Origin of the sequence: uncultured Methanobrevibacter sp. (assembly GCF_947166415.1) — an archaeon.
Classification (GTDB): domain Archaea; phylum Methanobacteriota; class Methanobacteria; order Methanobacteriales; family Methanobacteriaceae; genus Methanocatella.
The window spans coordinates 24,968-43,836 of record NZ_CAMVEE010000015.1; the positions used below are offsets into that span (position 1 = coordinate 24,968).

Annotated in this window: 23 protein-coding genes; 12 read left to right on the forward strand and 11 right to left on the reverse strand. The window is 36.1% G+C overall.

Going from position 1 to position 18,869, the window contains the following annotated elements; genetic code table 11:
- Positions 1-6 precede the first annotated feature (6 nt).
- The 3 genes from Q0W25_RS04635 to hmdC all read right to left on the reverse strand — a co-directional run bounded on the left by Q0W25_RS04635 (position 7) and on the right by hmdC (position 3,344).
- Complete coding sequence (locus Q0W25_RS04635) at positions 7-1,020, reverse strand: molybdopterin-dependent oxidoreductase (protein WP_298519488.1); 1,014 nt, start codon at positions 1,018-1,020, stop codon at positions 7-9.
- A gap of 17 nt (positions 1,021-1,037) precedes the next feature.
- A complete protein-coding gene (locus Q0W25_RS04640) occupies positions 1,038-1,388 on the reverse strand; it encodes a pilus assembly protein (protein WP_298519490.1) in 351 nt (116 codons plus the stop codon).
- A 459-nt stretch (positions 1,389-1,847) separates the two neighbouring features.
- Positions 1,848-3,344 (reverse strand): 5,10-methenyltetrahydromethanopterin hydrogenase cofactor biosynthesis protein HmdC, encoded by a 1,497-nt coding sequence (hmdC, locus tag Q0W25_RS04645; RefSeq protein ID WP_298519493.1) that lies wholly within the window; start codon positions 3,342-3,344, stop codon positions 1,848-1,850.
- Positions 3,345-3,736: 392 nt separating this feature from the next.
- Between hmdC and hmd (Q0W25_RS04650) the strand changes: the two genes are divergently transcribed.
- The 8 genes from hmd (Q0W25_RS04650) to Q0W25_RS04685 all read left to right on the forward strand — a co-directional run bounded on the left by hmd (Q0W25_RS04650) (position 3,737) and on the right by Q0W25_RS04685 (position 10,354).
- On the forward strand, positions 3,737-4,750 hold the full coding sequence (gene hmd, locus Q0W25_RS04650) for a 5,10-methenyltetrahydromethanopterin hydrogenase (protein ID WP_298519498.1): 1,014 nt from the start codon (positions 3,737-3,739) through the stop codon (positions 4,748-4,750).
- 260 nt (positions 4,751-5,010) lie between these two features.
- Entirely contained in the window at positions 5,011-6,027 is a 1,017-nt protein-coding gene (hmd, locus tag Q0W25_RS04655) for a 5,10-methenyltetrahydromethanopterin hydrogenase (RefSeq protein WP_298519554.1), read from the forward strand.
- A gap of 119 nt (positions 6,028-6,146) precedes the next feature.
- A complete protein-coding gene (gene hmdB, locus Q0W25_RS04660; RefSeq protein WP_298519500.1) occupies positions 6,147-7,145 on the forward strand; it encodes a 5,10-methenyltetrahydromethanopterin hydrogenase cofactor biosynthesis protein HmdB in 999 nt (332 codons plus the stop codon).
- 24 nt (positions 7,146-7,169) lie between these two features.
- On the forward strand, positions 7,170-7,652 hold the full coding sequence (locus Q0W25_RS04665; protein ID WP_298519503.1) for a DUF3236 domain-containing protein: 483 nt from the start codon (positions 7,170-7,172) through the stop codon (positions 7,650-7,652).
- On the forward strand, positions 7,653-8,441 hold the full coding sequence (locus Q0W25_RS04670) for an SAM-dependent methyltransferase HcgC family protein (RefSeq protein WP_298519506.1): 789 nt from the start codon (positions 7,653-7,655) through the stop codon (positions 8,439-8,441).
- Positions 8,442-9,146, forward strand: coding sequence for a Nif3-like dinuclear metal center hexameric protein (locus Q0W25_RS04675; protein WP_298519509.1), 705 nt, complete (start codon positions 8,442-8,444; stop codon positions 9,144-9,146).
- Between the two features lie 4 nt (positions 9,147-9,150).
- Positions 9,151-9,816, forward strand: a complete 666-nt coding sequence (locus Q0W25_RS04680; protein WP_298519512.1) for a hypothetical protein — start codon at positions 9,151-9,153, stop codon at positions 9,814-9,816.
- Positions 9,794-10,354, forward strand: coding sequence for a UPF0254 family protein (locus Q0W25_RS04685; RefSeq protein ID WP_298519516.1), 561 nt, complete (start codon positions 9,794-9,796; stop codon positions 10,352-10,354). Before Q0W25_RS04680 ends, Q0W25_RS04685 begins: the two co-directional genes overlap by 23 nt.
- Here the strand turns inward: Q0W25_RS04685 and Q0W25_RS04690 are convergent.
- The 5 genes from Q0W25_RS04690 to Q0W25_RS04710 are packed head-to-tail and all read right to left on the reverse strand — an operon-like array spanning position 10,349 to position 14,030.
- Complete coding sequence (locus Q0W25_RS04690) at positions 10,349-10,726, reverse strand: putative zinc-binding protein (protein WP_298519519.1); 378 nt, start codon at positions 10,724-10,726, stop codon at positions 10,349-10,351. The genes Q0W25_RS04685 and Q0W25_RS04690 overlap by 6 nt on opposite strands.
- Positions 10,719-11,468 carry an ATP-binding protein gene (locus Q0W25_RS04695; protein WP_298519521.1) on the reverse strand — a complete coding sequence of 250 codons (750 nt, stop codon included), beginning with the start codon at positions 11,466-11,468 and terminating at the stop codon, positions 10,719-10,721. Before Q0W25_RS04695 ends, Q0W25_RS04690 begins: the two co-directional genes overlap by 8 nt.
- Positions 11,465-12,637, reverse strand: a complete 1,173-nt coding sequence (locus Q0W25_RS04700; protein WP_298519524.1) for a pyridoxal phosphate-dependent aminotransferase — start codon at positions 12,635-12,637, stop codon at positions 11,465-11,467. Before Q0W25_RS04700 ends, Q0W25_RS04695 begins: the two co-directional genes overlap by 4 nt.
- Before the next feature lie 57 nt (positions 12,638-12,694).
- A complete protein-coding gene (radB, locus tag Q0W25_RS04705) occupies positions 12,695-13,399 on the reverse strand; it encodes a DNA repair and recombination protein RadB (RefSeq protein ID WP_297828225.1) in 705 nt (234 codons plus the stop codon).
- A gap of 49 nt (positions 13,400-13,448) precedes the next feature.
- Positions 13,449-14,030 (reverse strand): L-threonylcarbamoyladenylate synthase, encoded by a 582-nt coding sequence (locus Q0W25_RS04710; protein WP_298519529.1) that lies wholly within the window; start codon positions 14,028-14,030, stop codon positions 13,449-13,451.
- Positions 14,031-14,076: 46 nt separating this feature from the next.
- On the opposite strand from Q0W25_RS04710, the gene pgsA reads away from it, so the two are divergent.
- Together pgsA and Q0W25_RS04720 are read left to right on the forward strand one after the other, a co-directional pair.
- Entirely contained in the window at positions 14,077-14,646 is a 570-nt protein-coding gene (pgsA, locus tag Q0W25_RS04715; protein WP_297828221.1) for an archaetidylinositol phosphate synthase, read from the forward strand.
- Positions 14,639-14,881, forward strand: a complete 243-nt coding sequence (locus Q0W25_RS04720) for a DUF357 domain-containing protein (protein WP_298519532.1) — start codon at positions 14,639-14,641, stop codon at positions 14,879-14,881. Before pgsA ends, Q0W25_RS04720 begins: the two co-directional genes overlap by 8 nt.
- Positions 14,882-14,973: 92 nt before the next feature.
- On the opposite strand, the gene Q0W25_RS04725 is transcribed toward Q0W25_RS04720, so the two are convergent.
- Both Q0W25_RS04725 and Q0W25_RS04730 read right to left on the reverse strand, forming a co-directional pair.
- A complete protein-coding gene (locus tag Q0W25_RS04725) occupies positions 14,974-15,672 on the reverse strand; it encodes an ABC transporter ATP-binding protein (RefSeq protein ID WP_298519535.1) in 699 nt (232 codons plus the stop codon).
- A 9-nt stretch (positions 15,673-15,681) separates the two neighbouring features.
- Positions 15,682-16,791, reverse strand: coding sequence for an ABC transporter permease (locus tag Q0W25_RS04730; protein ID WP_298519538.1), 1,110 nt, complete (start codon positions 16,789-16,791; stop codon positions 15,682-15,684).
- 73 nt (positions 16,792-16,864) lie between these two features.
- Between Q0W25_RS04730 and Q0W25_RS04735 the strand changes: the two genes are divergently transcribed.
- Both Q0W25_RS04735 and Q0W25_RS04740 read left to right on the forward strand, forming a co-directional pair.
- Positions 16,865-17,104: a DUF3781 domain-containing protein gene (locus tag Q0W25_RS04735; protein WP_298519541.1), complete on the forward strand. Its 240-nt coding sequence runs from the start codon at positions 16,865-16,867 to the stop codon at positions 17,102-17,104.
- Positions 17,105-17,260: 156 nt separating this feature from the next.
- A complete protein-coding gene (locus Q0W25_RS04740; RefSeq protein ID WP_298519544.1) occupies positions 17,261-18,244 on the forward strand; it encodes an alpha/beta fold hydrolase in 984 nt (327 codons plus the stop codon).
- 59 nt (positions 18,245-18,303) lie between these two features.
- Here the strand turns inward: Q0W25_RS04740 and Q0W25_RS04745 are convergent.
- On the reverse strand, positions 18,304-18,869 hold a 566-nt coding region (locus Q0W25_RS04745), incomplete at its 5' end, for a fructose 1,6-bisphosphatase (protein WP_298519547.1).

Sequence of the window (18,869 nt, forward strand, 5' to 3'; positions counted from 1 at the left end):
ATCCCTCTATTTGTTTAATTCCCCGATAACTTCAATAATACCTAAATTATCAGACCCAATTACGCAATTGAAATTTTGTACTTCTCCCATTGCATTTACAAAAGACCCGTCTTGTTCCAACCATGTTTTAACTGGAACAACAATGTTTGAGATTTTTGTAGTATCATTTTCACAGCAGGCAAAAGTGATAATTTTAGATATTTTAGTAAAATCATAATCGAATTCATCTACAACATCGTCATTGAAAACCAGCAGCAATTTAGTATTATCAAACAACTCCACCATTTCATCTGCGGATTTTGAATCAATGATATCTAAAGCACCTTTTGTATTAGGTTTACTGAAAACAGGTAGGGCTTTACAATTTAAAGATTCTATTTTATCCAAATCACCCGCTTCATCCACATAATTAAATACAACGACTGAAGAATCATCAATCTCTCCTTTGAATTTATCTAAAAATTCTTGAACTGAAGAGTTGGAAATTTCATCGGCAATATTGAAAGTAACTGCATTTTCATTTTTGCTTAAGGCATATATCTTGGCATCATTCTGTTTCGCATGAACAATTCTTCTTCCAATTAACGGATTTTCATACAACAAATCACCAATTACAAATACTTTGCTTGCATTTGCAATCTCATCATATGAGGCCACATCCTCAAAATTCTTCAAATCATTTGCATAAAATCCAATATTAAAACCGTTAGATTCTGCGAAATCCTTAATTGCAGCAATATCTTCAACACTACAATTACCAGAACAAATTACAGATACGTCTGATGCATTAGCTGATTTAATTTCATTTGAAGCGTCTGCAATTGAATTAGTCAAATCAACATTTTCGAATTTATTTTTAAAACAATCAATGGAATTTCTTCCATTCAAACAGTTTTTACCAGCGTTAACTGGATGCCTTTTATAGGGAAAAGTCCCAACAATTTCTTCACCATCTAAAATCACATTTATACCACAACCAACACTGCATGAAGGGCATAACGTGTGTTTAATTTCAAACATAATACATCACCAAATCTTTAAAAAGCAGCATTCAAATTTATTGTAGAACTAATATCCTCTTTAAATAGCTCATAACTTGACTGTCTAGTCAATGAAATCATATTCATCAACATAGTGCATGCATGATGGAAAACGATTTGAGAACATTCTTGTTGGATGAATTCTTCAAAAATGTCTAATCTGATCAATCCTTCAACCTTAAAATTTAAATTCAAATTTGAGGAGGATTTTAAAACAATAATATAGTTTATATCCCTTTGGTCAGTATTTGTATATTCGACAGCCCAATCAACATCCAAATTTAAATTAGTATTTTTGGGATTGTAATCTTCTCTAATCATGGCCATTCTTTCTACAGTAATTTCCATACTACTCTCTCCAATTATTAAAATAATCTCCAAATTATTCAAATTAAAAGAATTAATTAAAATAATCTATACCCTACTAACTAGTAATAACCATATAAAGGTTATTATAGTATTACTCTCAAAATTGGAAGTTTTTAAGACAATAAAGATAAAATAAGCTTTAAAAAAAATCAAAACACAAACCACATATCTTTATTTCATGAAAAAATGAATGAGGTTGATTTTTTAAGAAAAAATAATAATAGCAAAAACTGCACAAATAAGACGTAAACAACGAAATAAGTTAATAAAATGATTATCTGCATTAATCGATAAAGCATTCCATCCAATTTATAAAAATAATGAAATATGTTGAATTAAAGAGTGAAAATATTATTAAAACTATAAAGATAAAAGTAGTAATACTTTTTATAAAAATAATACTACTTCAAAACATACTTTTATTTAAAAAATTATTATCTAAACTATTGTTAATGCATCAGGCACTTTCTTCAAAATACTGTCCCTAACTGGAATCATTGTTGAAGAAGCAATTGAAAAGTCAGCACTATCTGCTGCAGCCTTATCATCCTTTTCAGCAATGATAGTTGCATTTAATTCATTTTGCAAGTTATCAACAGTATTTTTCAATACCCAATCGTCGATGTCTGAAATTACAATTTCATCAACGAAACTATCCAATTCATTAGCGATTACCCATGAAATAAACCTTCCACCATGTAGCGCTATTGTATTTCCCTCGGCCAATTCAACAATATCCTTTAATGTATGCTTTAACTCAATGTTTTGATACATTCTGGAATTAACCAACGTTGCCCAATGGGCATCACCAACATGATACTCACCGATTTTTCTTGGATATACATAGTCAGGCCCTGCAATCTTAACGGCAGTTGTTAATGACAATAAGTCAGGTCTTTGGACCGGAAGGCCCCTATTTGGGAATTCCTCGTTAATAATCTGAATAATTCTTGGAAGTCCGAATTTTCCTCTCTTGGCAGTTCCAGGCTCAAATCCACACATATATCCATGATGATTTTTTTGAAAACCTGTAATTACCATATTCAAACCGGATCTCAGGCCCACCCTTACTTCATGTTCATAAGCTCCATTTGTCGCAACCACCTTTCCTGGAGACAATATTCTTGCAGCAGCAATTGTCTTTGCAAATGCCTCTGAAGTGTTTTCACATCTATTGAACGGACCTCCTTCAACAACAATAACATCTGCACCAATTTCAATGGATTTTTCAAATCCAGTGATTACTTCATCATAACCGTCACCAACAAACATGATTGATTCCAAGCCCCTTCCATACTTTTTAGCCAGATTTGCAATATCTTCAGCTTCCCTTAATGGAGCCGCATGACCATCCCCTGTCTGTTCACAGGTGACATTTACCGCAACGGAGGAAGACAATTTAACCCATTCCTCTTTATCATCTTTTTCGGCGAGTTCCTTATCAATCAATCTTTCATGAATTCTTCCACGAGGACATTCAGTAAATGCAGGACCCTTATTATAACATTCGCCGCCACACCCACTGATGTTTTTAGGAAGTCTCATCGCACCATTTTCACCGAAGTGATCCAAATCCAGAGGCACATCAACAATTTCATGTACCTTCCTCATCACTTCAACACCTCTCATTCCGAATTTTTCGGCTATGTCTGAAAAAGCGTATGCACAAATATGAATTGGAGCACCAAACATATCGGCCAATCGGCAATTACCCAACAAATCCATTAACTCCAAATCTGATGCACAAGTTCCAACGACTACCTCTGTTAAATCGCAGCCTAACGGAAATCTTTTAAATTGCATTCCCAATTTCATTGTTTCTTCAAATGACAATTCTGAAATTGCATCAACTACGGATGTTACATCCTTATTCATTTTTGATATTTCAATTGCAGCTTCATCATCATAAACAGCTTTTTTAATCAAATCATACATGAAAATTTACTCCAAGACAGTTATTAACTAATATATTTTTCAGTGAAATCTTTAATAAATATGTTTCGATTTTGTATTACTGAAAATTAATTAAATCAATTGTATTACAAAATAAAAAGTAATACTAAACTATAATATTCCAAACAAATAGTATTATCAGTATTACTAAAAATAATAAAATAATAGAAAAAATAATACTAAATAAAGACCAATGTAAAGATTTAAATAGTACTACTTTTTAAATATAAATTATTACTGCATAGAATAAAAAACCATAATTAAGTAATAAAAAAGCAATATGACACATTTAGACCATGCAGTAAAACTTTTTTATATAGTTTAAACTATTGGAAAAGTTCTGTTAAAGATATATTTTTTAAGGAGACGAAAAAATGAAAGTAGCAATTTTAGGTGCAGGATGTTACAGAACACATGCTGCAAGTGGAATTACCAACTTCTCAAGAGCTGTAGAAGTTGCTGAAGCAACCGGTAAAGAAAACATTTCCATGACCCACTCCACAATCGAAATGGGTGCAGAATTATTAGAATTAGCAGGTGTAGACGAAGTAGTAGTATCCGACCCAGTATTCGACGGAGACTTCACCGTAGTAGAAGACTTCGACTACGCAGACGTAATCGCAGCTCACAAAGCAGGAACCCCCGAAGAAGTAATGCCAGCAATCAGAGCAAAAGTCACCGAATTAGCAGAAACCGTACCAAAACCAGCTAAAGGCGCCATTCACTTTACTCACCCTGAAGACTTAGGAATGAAATGTATCAACGATGACGCAGAAGCAGTAGCAGACGCTGACTGGGTAATGACCTGGTTACCAAAAGGCGGAATGCAAAAAGAAATCATCGAAAAATTCGCACCTAACCTAAAAGAGGGCGCTATCCTAACCCACGCATGTACCATTCCAACCACCAAATTCAACGACATTTTCGAAGAATTAGGCGCAAAAGTAAACGTGGCTTCATATCACCCAGGTGCAGTACCTGAAATGAAAGGACAAGTATACATTGCAGAAGGATACGCTGACCAAGCAGCTATCGATACCTTACTCGACTTAGGTAACAAAGCAAGAGGAGCAGCATACACATTACCAGCAAACTTATTAGGACCAGTATGTGACATGTGTTCCGCAGTAACCGCAATTACCTACGCAGGTATCTTAGCATACAGAGACACAGTAACTCAAATCTTAGGTGCTCCGGACGACTTCGCACAAATGATGGCAAACGAAGCATTGACCCAAGTAACCGCATTAATGAACGACGAAGGTATTGCAAACATGGATGAAGCATTAGCACCATCCGCATTAACCGGTACCGCTGACTCAATGAACTTCGGATCATTAGCAGAAATCGTTCCTACCGTATTAGATTACTTAGGCAAAGAAGAATAAACACAATAAGTTTTAATTGTTGATTTTTATCAACAATTAATTTAACTTATTTTTTAAGTGTTTAAAAAAAAGAACCCTTAAAAAATAAGTTAATTTTTATACTTATGAAAAATTGGAGATTGGTGTTAAAATTGTTAGAAAAACTTAAAAAAATATTCGGCGTTAAAGATGCAGTAGAAACTGTTGAAGCAAAAACTGTCGATGAAAAAATTGAAGAAGAAATCATAGCCGTAGAAGAAACCGTTGAAAAAACAAAGAAAATGAAAGTGGCAATTTTAGGTGCAGGATGTTACAGAACACATGCTGCAAGTGGAATTACCAACTTCTCAAGAGCTGTAGAAGTTGCTGAAGCAACCGGTAAAGAAAACATTTCCATGACCCACTCCACAATCGAAATGGGTGCAGAATTATTAGAATTAGCAGGTGTAGACGAAGTAGTAGTATCCGACCCAGTATTCGACGGAGACTTCACCGTAGTAGAAGACTTCGACTACGCAGACGTAATCGCAGCTCACAAAGCAGGAACCCCCGAAGAAGTAATGCCAGCAATCAGAGCAAAAGTCACCGAATTAGCAGAAACCGTACCAAAACCAGCTAAAGGCGCCATTCACTTTACTCACCCTGAAGACTTAGGAATGAAATGTATCAACGATGACGCAGAAGCAGTAGCAGACGCTGACTGGGTAATGACCTGGTTACCAAAAGGCGGAATGCAAAAAGAAATCATCGAAAAATTCGCACCTAACCTAAAAGAGGGCGCTATCCTAACCCACGCATGTACCATTCCAACCACCAAATTCAACGACATTTTCGAAGAATTAGGCGCAAAAGTAAACGTGGCTTCATATCACCCAGGTGCAGTACCTGAAATGAAAGGACAAGTATACATTGCAGAAGGATACGCTGACCAAGCAGCTATCGATACCTTACTCGACTTAGGTAACAAAGCAAGAGGAGCAGCATACACATTACCAGCAAACTTATTAGGACCAGTATGTGACATGTGTTCCGCAGTAACCGCAATTACCTACGCAGGTATCTTAGCATACAGAGACACAGTAACTCAAATCTTAGGTGCTCCGGACGACTTCGCACAAATGATGGCAAACGAAGCATTGACCCAAGTAACCGCATTAATGAACGACGAAGGTATTGCAAACATGGATGAAGCATTAGCACCATCCGCATTAACCGGTACCGCTGACTCAATGAACTTCGGATCATTAGCAGAAATCGTTCCTACCGTATTAGATTACTTAGGTAAAGAAGAAGAATAAGTTAAAATGTTGGATTTAATCCAACAATTATTTAACTTATTTTTTAATTGTTATCTGAAAATAGCCATTAAAAAATAAGTTAGGATATTTAATTTAATAGAGTTTAAGTTGGTGTTAAATTGATTGATGAAATTTTAAACAAAGCAAAACAGGGACAGAAATTAAGCGATGAAGAATTTTTAGAGTTGTTGAGGATAGATGATGATAAAAATTTGGAAAAATTATTCGAAACATCTGCCGAAATACGTAATAGTCAATCAAAGACAATAAAATTAACATCAACAGTGCATATTACAAACAAATGCCAAATTCAGCCAAGATGCAAATATTGCGGATTTGCTGAAGAAACCTCATCAAAAGGATACTACAATGCATTCTATAAATCTGATGATGAAATATTAAAAGCTGCATTGTCCATAACCGAAGCACATATTCCTCGCGTGAGCTGTTCCGGAGGATATGGGTATAAAGGAAAGCAGGCCGTGAATGCATGCAGAATCGTTAAAGAAAACACCAACCTGGAGATACTTGTTAATGTTGGTGGAGATTTAACTTCAAAATCAATTGAAAAGCTTGCAGAACTTGGAGTGGATACAGTCTGCTGCAATCTGGAAACAATAAACGAAGAGGTTTTCAAAAAAACAAAACCTGGAGATTCCCTTTCACAAAGAATTGAAACCTGCAAATTAGTATGTGAAGCAGGAATTGGATTATCCTCAGGACTGCTTTTAGGCCTTGGTGAAAGTCCTGAAGACAGAATCAGACATTTGCGTTTCCTGGGCAAGTTCAAGACACTTGAAGAAATCCCAATAATGGGTTTTAATCCTTATGATGATACCCCAATGGCTGATTACCCCCCATTCCCTTTGAAAGAACAATTGAAAATTGTCGCTGTTACCCGAATAATGTATCCTGACATTAGAATTACAATGCCGACACCGACTGTTGGGCCTGAAAATGTCGAATATTCCCTCAAAGCGGGGGCAAATAATCTGGCAACAGTTATTGCAGACAATTACCCTCTTGAAGTTAAAGGAGTTGGAGCTCCGGAGTATGGGAACTATTCTGAAGTCGTTAATGTGATTGAAAAATTAGGCCTCATACCTCAAACTATTTAATCCTCCTTTTTTATATGTGATATTATGGCATTTGAAGAAATGATAAGAAATGCATTTGAAGAATCTAGAAACAACACCAGATTCGGGGATACCCTTGAAGAGCTGAATGAACTTCAGGAATATATCAAAAATGCTGAAAAGATATACGTTCCCAACAAAAACGGGATTAAAGTAGAAGTGCTGAACAGCGTTTTAAATGAGTATGGCCTGCCAGAAGCTAAAATACTTCAAATCAATACAAACACAGCGGATACAAGCAGGATTCCTGCTCTTGCAAAAGCGTATATGGCACTTGACCAAAGCGATGCTGATTTAATAATAGCTAGGGGAAGGTTAGGAATTCCGGGTTCAGGATCCTTGCTTATCTTTATTGACAACAAGGGAAGAATATTGACTGCTGGAACTTCCCCGTCACATCTGATTCATAAAAAAACAATCGAGGAAGCGGTTTATAAGGAAGCATGCGAAGCGCTTGAAAAGATTGGTTTTGAAAAAAAAGAAGGTTGAATGATGAATATTGATACTGGAATAACCTCAGAAGTCCTTACGATTAAATCTGAAACAAAATTAATTGATATTTTCAATAAGATTATTTCAAAGAAATCGGAGACCGTTTATGATTATGTTGAAAGCCTGAATATCGACAAATCAAGTAAGATAATTGTAATTGGAACTTATTTTACCGGTGTGGGAATTGTAAAAAAATTAAGTGAAAAATACGACAACATACTATTGGCTGACATCTATCCTCATCTGGAAGACTTATTGTATACTGAAATAGGGGGAAAACTCCAACATAAAGTTAAATTTACATCAAACCTCGATTTAATCTATTCTGGAAGTATTGTGATTGACACAACAGGTTTTGGTGGAATTAGCGTGGATGAAACATCAAGACTTGATGTTGACGGATTCATAATAGAAGACCCTGTCGCTGAAGACAATGACAGGCTTCTTGAAGAAAAAAACAACATTCACGAAAGGCTGAATGCAGTGAAATGTCCAAACAAGGCAATCTTGAAAACAAAAGGAATAGACAGCAAAACCTCCGGTACAATGACCCTGACGATTGGTGTTTTAACCAATCTATTGAATAAATGCCAAAAAGAGGAAGGAGTACTTTATTGTGCATGCGAAATGGGCTTTCTTGAAGAGGTAATATTTAAGGAGAAAAACATTGGAAAATTCATTGATTTGATAAATGTTCCCTCATTAAAGATATCAACAATCAAGCCCTTTGATTTAGAGGAATTGATTCTTGAAGAAATAGATAAAATAAATTCAAAAATGATTTAAATGAAGCTTAAAGAGATAATTGATTTCATAGACAAAAAAATACCCAAGACATTGGCTTTGGATTCGGATGAAGTCGGATTCAAAAGGGAATATGACTTGGAACAGGACATCACATCAATAAAGATTTACATGGATTTGTTGCCTGAAAATGATGTTTATACTGACAATACATTGATTATTACGCACCACCCCCCATTATTCATTCCAAAAACACCAACTTACATTATCCATACTAATTGGGATGTGATGGAGGGAGGTGCTAATGAAGCACTTGCAGATACCCTAAATCTGGAAGTAATTGATTACTTCGATCAAAATACAAAAATTGGAAGGATTTGCAAGGCAGACAAAAAGTTTAGTGACTTGAAAAAGAATATTCTAGACAATTTTACAAACGTGAGAACCGTGAACAATCTAGATGACGAAAAGGATATCGGTGAAGTGGGAATCATATCCGGCTTTGGCCTTAAAAATCCCGATTATATAATGCTGGCTAAAAGCAGAAGATTGGACATCCTGATTTCAGGAGACCTGACTCAGGAAACATCAATTCTCGCGAAAAATTTAGAGATTACACTAATCGATTTGAATCATCACGAAAGTGAAGTTCCTGGATTATATGCTCTTGCAGAAATCCTCAAAGAACTTAAAATAAACGTAGAAATTGTTGATAATACACCTATTGAAAAATTAGAAATCCCGTGATAGAATGGTAGACGAAATTAAAGAAATGGAAGATAAGCAAGTTCCTAAAGGAAGAATTGATTTAGTTGGCTGTGGAAGACTAGGTTTGAGAATTGGAATAAACTTAATGCAAGTCCACAGAGGAGGGCCTAAAGTAATTGGAGCCTTTGATGGGCAAAAGATAGATGGGGGAGATGTCATATTCACACTTCTTGGAGCAGAAGTTGGAAAATCCAAGCCTGAATTTTTAAAGCAAATCTGCACACACAATCCTGATTTCAGAAAAGTATTGAGCTATTCCGAGTATATCTCTGAAAAAAACATTGATTTGTTAGAAGGAGATGTTGTAATTATCGTTATTGCCGGCGGAGATACAATACCTACTGCCGCAAAAATAATAAAACATGCCCAAAGAAGAGGGGCCAGAACCATCGGAACTGCAGGAATTTTCGGATTCGGAAATGAAAATATTGAAATTAAAGACATATCTGAGTATGATGACTCAAATCCTGCCATTCAAGAGTTGAGAAAAGAGGGAATTAGGCAAAACCATTTAATTTTAACTACACATAAATTAATCAGGGACAATGAACCTGTAACACCTTACACATTAGATGAAGTTGCAAAGACCATTACAATCAATGCCCTGAAATTATTGAGAGAACAAAATGATAAAGATATCAACAGCTGAATGCTTCACTCATGGAAAAATTGGAAGGGAACTCCATGCGCTAGCTCAAAATTATGACGGCGAATTCGGTAGTGAATACGTTAAAAACCCACAGGATTATGGTGACTTTGATTTTAATGAGCTTAGTGTAACCTGCAGCTTATTCATCCCTACAATAGAAGCCGTTGAGAAAATATTGAACGTTGAAAATCCTCCCAAACCGGATAAACTAATTAAAGGAATAAAGGTTTATGATGAGATGGGGGATAAAAAAGTAAGTTTGATTATGGCCCAAGCTGTTAAAAAAATAAGCGAGTGCGATATAGCTATCGGAACCACGGCTGGAATCGGCCGTGGTGCAATCAGTATAATCACGGACAAATACAAAATAACAGCCATCACTAATGTTTATGCGGATTTGCGTGAAAACAAAAGCGACGATTTATTCAAAAGATCAGAGGATGGAATCAGAAAAGCACTGAAAATTACATGCCTAATTCTAAACGATAAAATCGATGAGATAAGGGCTTTGGAAAATGTAGAAATCAGCGCCCTATAAATCTTCCAATTCCTTTAGAATATATTTTTTTAATATGCTGACGGCCTTTTCACCGTCTTCATCCAACCTTACAGCATCAAGAGGATTTAAATCATAAGCTTTAACAATTGCATCCGCGGAGATATTTTTAATTGCATCGACATCCTTATCATTCAGGATTACTGATGCGCAGTCATCACCGCATCCTGTTACTGTCACGATTTTTGCATCGTCCAAGATTGGTGAGCAATTGTTTGGCTGTGCTGAATATTCTGTAATGCATGCTGCAACAATAGTATCATTTTCTAATGCCAATTCTACGCTAGCCGCCCTAACAACCAAGCCTAACGGACTTAAACCGCTGCATGAAACTAAAGCTATTTTTTCACTCATTTTTTTGTCTCCTTTTCATTCTATTATATCTTTGTTTTACTTTATTATAATCTCTTTTGTAAAATGGACATCTCAAAATGCAGTCATTGCAACCTTCCCTGTGAGCTGTGCAAAGCTTTCTTAAGAATTTTCCATCATCATCAAAGGCATTCTCAGGACATCTTTCAACGCAGACCCCACATGTAGAGCAGAAATCAGGGACCCACAGCATATCGTTTTCACCTTTAAAGGGTAAATTTTCAATTGATGTGTGAATCATGAAAAAACCTGTGCTGATGCCCTCCCTAAAAAGGCACATGTTGCTTCTTGTAATAACACAATCATTGGATTGCATTGCTATCGCCCTCATGCTTAAATCATCAGCCAAAGGATGTATCAAATCCGCTTGAAATCCGTTTTCTCTTAAGAAATCTGCAAATTCATACACGTGAACCCCAAAGCCTTGAAATTCATCATCCATCATCTTGCATTTTTCCTTTGACGGCTCCATCTTAATCAAATCATCGCCCATCATAAATTTAAAAATAATCACGTTATCGAAATCGATGCCGCATTCTTTTTTGAATTCGTCAGATAATTTGGAATAGCTTAATCCGGCAAAATTATTTTTTAAAGCCAGATTAGTTAAGTCAAAAAGCAAATCGTCGGCAATGATGGTCTTTGGATTTTCAGGATTTTCAATTTTATAAAAATTAGGAAGAGGTTTGTGGTATCTAAACCCCTCAAAATTTGCATCAATCATTTTCTTAAAGCTTCAACAGCTTTTGGGAATTCTTCACAGAATACTTTGATTTCTTCTGTTGGAATTGAGAAGCTGATACGCAAGTATCTGTCTCCAAACTCTTCGGAAGTGTATTCCCCTTCTCTTGTAAATAATTTTTTCTCGATTAAGTAATTTGACATCACCTTCGGATTTATTCCTGCTCCTGACAAATCGATTACCATCATGTTTGCATCTGATGGGTAAACCGGCAGGAATACTCCGTCAATAGGTTCAATCATTTCGTGAATTAATCTTTGGTTTTCAAAACAGGTTTCCCTCATTTGTTCAAACCATTTTGGTTTTGACTTGAGGCCTGCAATTGCACCATATTGGGAAATGATGTTAACACCCAAATCATTGACAACTGCATTTTTAATAGCATCAATAATTGGTTTTGAGGACACAACCCCTCCAACCCTTAGGCCTGCCATTCCGAATATTTTTGAAAAGCTGTATATTGTCAATGTCTGGCCTGGAGCATAGTTCTCCACAAGGAAATGTTCTCTTGCAAAGTCTTTGTAGGTAACGTCATGCAATAAGTATAAATCGTTTTCTTTTGCAATTTCTGCAAATTCTTTTAACTCTTCTTCAGTGTATGAGGAACCAAGAGGGTTTAGAGGATCTATTAAAATGACCATACGAGTATTTTCATCCATATTTTCCCTTAATAAATCAGGGGTTAATTTATAGTTGTTCTCTTCATAGTATATCGGAACGTACCTCACTTCACCTGCAAAACGGTTTGCAAAGTCTCCGATGATGAAGTATCCTGGATCTGATAAAATCACGTTGTCCTCAGGTTCCAGAAGTGCCTGCATACATAGGTATAATGATTCTGTTGCTCCGGATGTCAATAAGACTTCCAAATCCTCAAATCCCAAATCATCCAAAACCAACTGTTTGAGTTCGGAAAATCCTTCTGGGGCAGGATATCTGCAGAATGTCTTTTCTTTAATGGCTTCAATCATTGCATCGGCTATTGTATCATCATGTAAATGATTTGTATTTTGGCCCATCCAAATCATGTCTTTGTCCATATACATATCTTCAAAAAAGTCATTTGCACATTCGTATCCTTCCGGAGGCACCCTTTCAGTTTTTTGAAACTTTTTTTTAGGGTGTTTAATATCAAAATCCTTATCCCTCATAATATCACACTAAAATTCCAAAGTAAATATTTATTTTTAATTGTTAATAAAATTATCTTAATTGATTCCATTTGATGAAATGGTAAACATCGCCTTTTTGCCTTCAGGAATGCTCCTGTGGCGAATAAGGGTGGCAACCCTCTGATTGATTTCATCACCGCGCTCGAGCTGGATTATTACTTTGCTCCAATACTGCAAAATTGTTCCACCGACAGCCTTGATATCGTTGTTTCCTTCCTCATCAATGGAACTGTAAATTTGGTTTGTTACAACCACAGCCACATCGTATTGCCTTGCAATCTTGGATAACATGCCCATCTGTTTACCCAATTCCTTATTTAGCTTGGATGACTTCATATCATCAACCCTATACAATGCAACCGCGGAATCCAAAATTATTAAATCCACATCGGCATGGTTCTTTTTGAGCCAGAAATCGATTGACTTCAAATTATCGTTCTGTTCCAGAAAATTAGTTGGCTCCAAAACAATGATGTTATTAGCTACTTTTGAAAAGTCGGGTCCCGCAATTTGTTTAACCCTGTCAATGGATATTCCTCCTTCAGTATCCATATAGATAACTTTTTTATTGTTTTTAGCTACATTTACCGCCAAAGTCATTGTTATGTTACTCTTTCCAGAGCTTGGCGGCCCAAATATTTGAGTTATTGTACCCTTTTCAAAACCTCCACCCAACAATGTATCCAATGATGAATTGGATGGAATTTTATGATTATCTTCAAAATTAGCTAATACTTTCATAAAAATATATTGTTTTTTATAATATATAACAATTAATTAAAAAAAATGATTATCTTCGAATTATCCTTATGTCGTTATCTGATAAATCGACAATCATCGAAGCCTTTTTTGATTTCAGCTCTCCGACGTCAATGACCAAATCGACATCACAATCCAACTGCTCGAGGATTTCATCAGGTGTTGACAACATTTCATCATCTGAAACGTTTGCGCTTGTGGTGGTTATTGGAAAGATACCGGCCAGCCTTCGTGCAATATCATTGTCCGGAACCCTGACTCCCACATATGACGATCCGCTTGTCACGACCCTCGGAACCACAGGATTCTTCGTTAGGATGAATGTATACGGCCCAGGCAAATAATTATTAATCACTTCCTTTTGACTAAGGGAAACCTTCGCAACCAAATCAATTGCCTCGACATCGCTGATTAATATTGAAAGCGGCTTCAGCAAACTTCTCTGCTTTATTTTGAAAACTCTTTTTACAGCAGAATTATCGAAAATATTTGCTCCCAACCCATAGACAGTATCTGTAGGGTATAATACGACACCCCCATCAGCCAATACTTTAATAGCTTCGCTGATAACTGTTTCATCAACATCGTCAATAGAAGTTTTTAATATTTTCATTTTCATTACCTAACAATTATATTAGATAAGATATCTAATATAAATTATGCTTCAAAATCTCAGACCACTATTGACAAGAATATTAAATCCAATCGCGAAATATCTTAACATCAATCCAAATATCATTACAGTGATTTCCCCATTTGTTGCAATTATCGCAGCATATGGATTTGCAAATCATATGCTAATCCTGGGAACCATTGCAATATTAATGTCCGGATTTTTGGATGTAATGGATGGTGCAATTGCCCGTTTTCATGGAAAATCATCCAAATTCGGCGCATTCCTTGACTCAACAATGGACAGGTTTGCAGATGCGATCATTTACATAGGAATCATTTTTGGAGGATACTGCGATTGGTTTGTTGGAGTCCTTGCAATCCATTCCGCAATCTGTGTCAGCTATGTGAGGGCAAGAGCGGAATCACAGGGTGCGGAATGCAATATTGGAATTGCTGAAAGGGCTGTTCGTATGATTATTTTGATGATTGGAGCATTGATTGGATATTTCGCAGGAGACATCTACTTCACATACATCATTTACATATTGGTGGTCTTATCCTACTTCACAGTTGGCCAAAGAATAGTTTATGTATGGAGGCAATTGAATGACTGAACTGGAAAGTCCCGAAAAAATAGCAAAGGACATTGCAAAATTAGAGAGAAATTTGAATCAGGTAGCTGACATTACCTTTGAGGGAAAGGAAAAGGATGTGTATGACAGGGCCATCGACTATTGGAACGATTCAAAATATTACCTGGAAAAAGGAGATATGAGGACTGCATTCGGTTGTATCGAATACAGCCACGGACTACTCGACGCCTTAAGGATGATTCATGGAATCATCTAAACTATTTTTTAGAAAAAAGAAGATTTTATTTTTTGCAAAGAAAATTAATTAAAAAAAAAAAGAGAAAAGAATAACTTATTTTGTAAAATAAGTTAAACATTAATCTTGCTGTTTATCAGTGATTCGTCACCGGCAGATACTATTTCACCATCCAAAACTTCGATAACCCTATCTGCGAGTTTGGCTACATCCATATCATGAGTTACAATTATCAATGTTACATTTTTATCTTCGTGCAAATCGATTAATTGCTTAAGGATTTTGCTACTTGTTTTGGAATCTAGTGATCCTGTTGGTTCGTCCGCCAATATAATTGATGGGTCATTTGCTAGCGCACGTGCAATAGCTACCCTTTGACGTTCCCCACCAGATAATTTATTCGGTTTGATTTCAGCCTTGTCCCTGAGGCCCACATCATCAAGCAATTTCAATGCCTTTGATCTCATGTCCTTGGAGGACATCTTTTGAGTATACATCGGAATTTCAACATTTTCCACTACAGAAATGTTAGGAATCAGATTATGCAGCTGGAAAATGAAGCCTATCTTTTCAGACCGGAACTCATTAAGCTTTTTAGATGATTTTAAATCCTGGCCTGCGACATTTATGACGCCGGAATCTGGAATGTCCAAAGCTCCAAGCATGTTCAACAAGGTTGATTTTCCGGAACCTGACGGTCCGATAATTGAAACGAATTCACCATCCTTGATTGTGAGGTCAATACCGTTCAATGCCTTTATGTTTCCATTTTCATAGCTTTTATATAAATCTTTAATTTCAACCGCATTCATTGTATCACCTCATTCATACCTCAAAGCTTCTGTTGGAGGCAATCTTACTGCCTTGATAGCGGGATAGATTCCACCAATGATTCCAACGACAATGGCTATTGTAAATGCCTGAATGAAAATCTTAGGAGTGAACAGAGGGGAAATTCCCATTTGAGGACCTAATAACGTACAGGCGAAATATCCTATCAATGAACCGATGATTGCTGAAACTAATGTAATCACAAGGGATTCTCCCACAATCATAGTCAATATTTTCCTGTCAGACCATCCAACAGCCTTCAATACTCCAATTTCACGGGTTCTTTCAAACACAGACATGAGCATTGTGTTGATGATTCCAAGTCCCCCCACAACAATGGCTAAAAGGGAAATCGCCCAGGTTGATGCCTGAAGCATGTTAAGCATGTCCGCCATCTGGGTCATCTCCATAACGGAAGTGACTGTTGTGATATTCTCACCATACTCTGCGTCAATCCTGTCGGCTACTGTTTGGGGATCTTCGCCTTTTTTCACTTTAACATAAATGTTTGAAATTGAATCTTCATCATCCATCAAGTCTCCGACTTTGGATATGGATGTGAAAACACCTCCAGCCATGTTCTGGTCACCGGTTTCATAAATTCCGACAACCTCGAATTCTTCTCCCTTAATGTCGATTGAGTCCCCTACTGAATAGTTGTTGTCTTCCGCATAGATTTTACCCAAAATAACTTCAGAAGCATTATCCTCAAATATCCTGCCGTCCTTCAGGGATATGTCTGCCAAAGTAGTTCCGTTAGGATCAATACCTATCAAAGTATTCATGTAATCGTCTCCAACCGAGGTAAGAACCACATAAATCGGGTAGGCCTCATCCACGCCACTTACATTTGCAATCTTATCTGTCCAGTTTGCATCAATAGTATTGGTACCGTATGCCGAATCCCCAGTTTCCTTTCCTGAAATCGAAAAGTCAGCACCCCCGGCATGTATTGTATCTTCGAAGGTATTTATTAAACCTTCAGTGATTCCACCAAGAGAAACAATGACAATTATTCCAATTGCAATCCCTACAATGGCCAGAATTGCACTGTTCTTTCTCCTGAATGGATTTTTAAGAATGAATTTTAAAAATGACATAATAATTAATTAGATTGTAGCATATAAATAACTAATCATACTATCAACCAAGATGCGAAAAATAGGTGTCGAAATGCATAAAAAGATACTTTTGGAAAATATCTATAAAATACACACAACTGAAATGGGGATTGGAAGAATACAGAAAAACTTGGGAATCCATGTAGAACCTGTCAGTTATTGCATTGCAAAGCTCAAGCAGGACAATTCAACTGTTACAAAAGAAGGCAAGAATTACTATGTTGAAGTAGATGACTGCAGAATAACAATCAATTCAAGCAGCTATACAATTATAACCGCCCACAAATTATGATTTAAAAAAAATAAGGGCCAAAAAGCATGATTGCCCAATAAAAAAAGTTCTGATAAATTAAATTGCCAAATATATTTTACAAAAACTATAAAATAGTGAATAAGATATACTATAAACCGTATATATGTTAAATCATTCAACTAATAGGGAAAAATAATGATTGAAAATTCAAAATTAGGTTACAGAAGACATGTTTTGGATGAATTTGAATTCGAAAACGGACACATCCTGCAGAATGTGGTGGTGGAATATACCACTCGCGGAACTCCAAAATATGATGAATATGGAAACATATCCAATGCAATTGTCTATTGCCATAGATTTAACGGGAACTGCTTATCCATAGAAGATTTGCATCAATTAATTGGACCTGAAAGTCATTTAGCAGATTTCAACTTTTTTTATATATCAATTACCTCCTTAGGTTATCCTGAATCATGTTCTCCATCCACGACAGGTTTAAAATATGATTTTCCAAAATATTCCATCAAAGATTGTGTGAACTTTAAAAGAAAGTTTTTATCTGAAGTGTTCAATATAAACAAAATACTTGGCATTTTGGGGGTTGGACTTGGAGGATATGAAGCATATACCTGGGCATGTGAATATCCTGATGAAACAGAATTCATAATTGTGGGAAACAGCTCCTTTAAAACAGCAGGCTATCGCTACATTACTTCTAAAGCCCTATTGTATATTATCGATTCATCTGATGCATATTTAGATGATGTTTATAGTGAACACATATCCAACATCGTGTTTACAATTAATTCATTGGCTTATTCCCAATATCTTTCAAAAAAGGCATTTCAACAGTTCACTCGAGAGGAACTTGACATATTCATGGACAATTTTCTTGAAGAAAATTCCCATATAGACATCTATGACGTTAAGTATAGAACCGAAGCAGTATTGAATTACGATATAGAAGATAAATTATCCAATATTAAAGCGAAAACATTGATTGCTAACTCATCGGAGGATGTTTATTTTTCACCAGAAATTGATGCCTATCCTCTTAAAGACAGGATAGAAAATCTGGAAATCCACATTTTTGATGCTCAGAAATTTGTTTTCAATGATGACTATTCCGCATTTATAGATTTATTTAGAGAATTTCTAGAAGAATTTAAAAAATAGTCAATATTTGTAATTCAAAAAAAAAGTAAAAAAAGAAGAGATTGAAAATCTCTTTAAATCTAATCATCCATATCTTCAAATCTGGATTCTAATTTTTCCATTACACCAGGAAGTGAAGTGTATTCCATTTCTTCAGCAGGTAATCTGTGAGGTTCGAATGGACCGTGTCTTCTGATGTAAGTTGCGATTTTAGCAGCTTGTTCACGGGTTGGGTCAAATGCAGGGTCATCGAATAAGTCTACAGGACCGATTAATTCACCGTTAGCTACTTGGAAACCTAATCCTACTACTCTAGGTGGTCCGTCAAATCTGATTGGGTTTGCTTCCATTTCAGATACTGGCATCATTGGACCGTTGTGGGATCCTCTCATCCATCCACTGACCATGTGTGGGAATGCAAATGGATCGACACATTCACCGTTAGCAGGGAAACCAGATTGTGCTCTTACGATACAAACTGGGTCATCTTTACCGACGTATTCTCCAGCCATTAAGTTTAATCTTTCAGTACTGATAGCTGCTGCGATTTCACCGTTTTTCTTCCATACTCTTTTGATTACGTATCTTCCAGTGGAACCGATTAATGCAAGCAAGTCGTACATTTCTTCAGGACAGTTTAGGATAA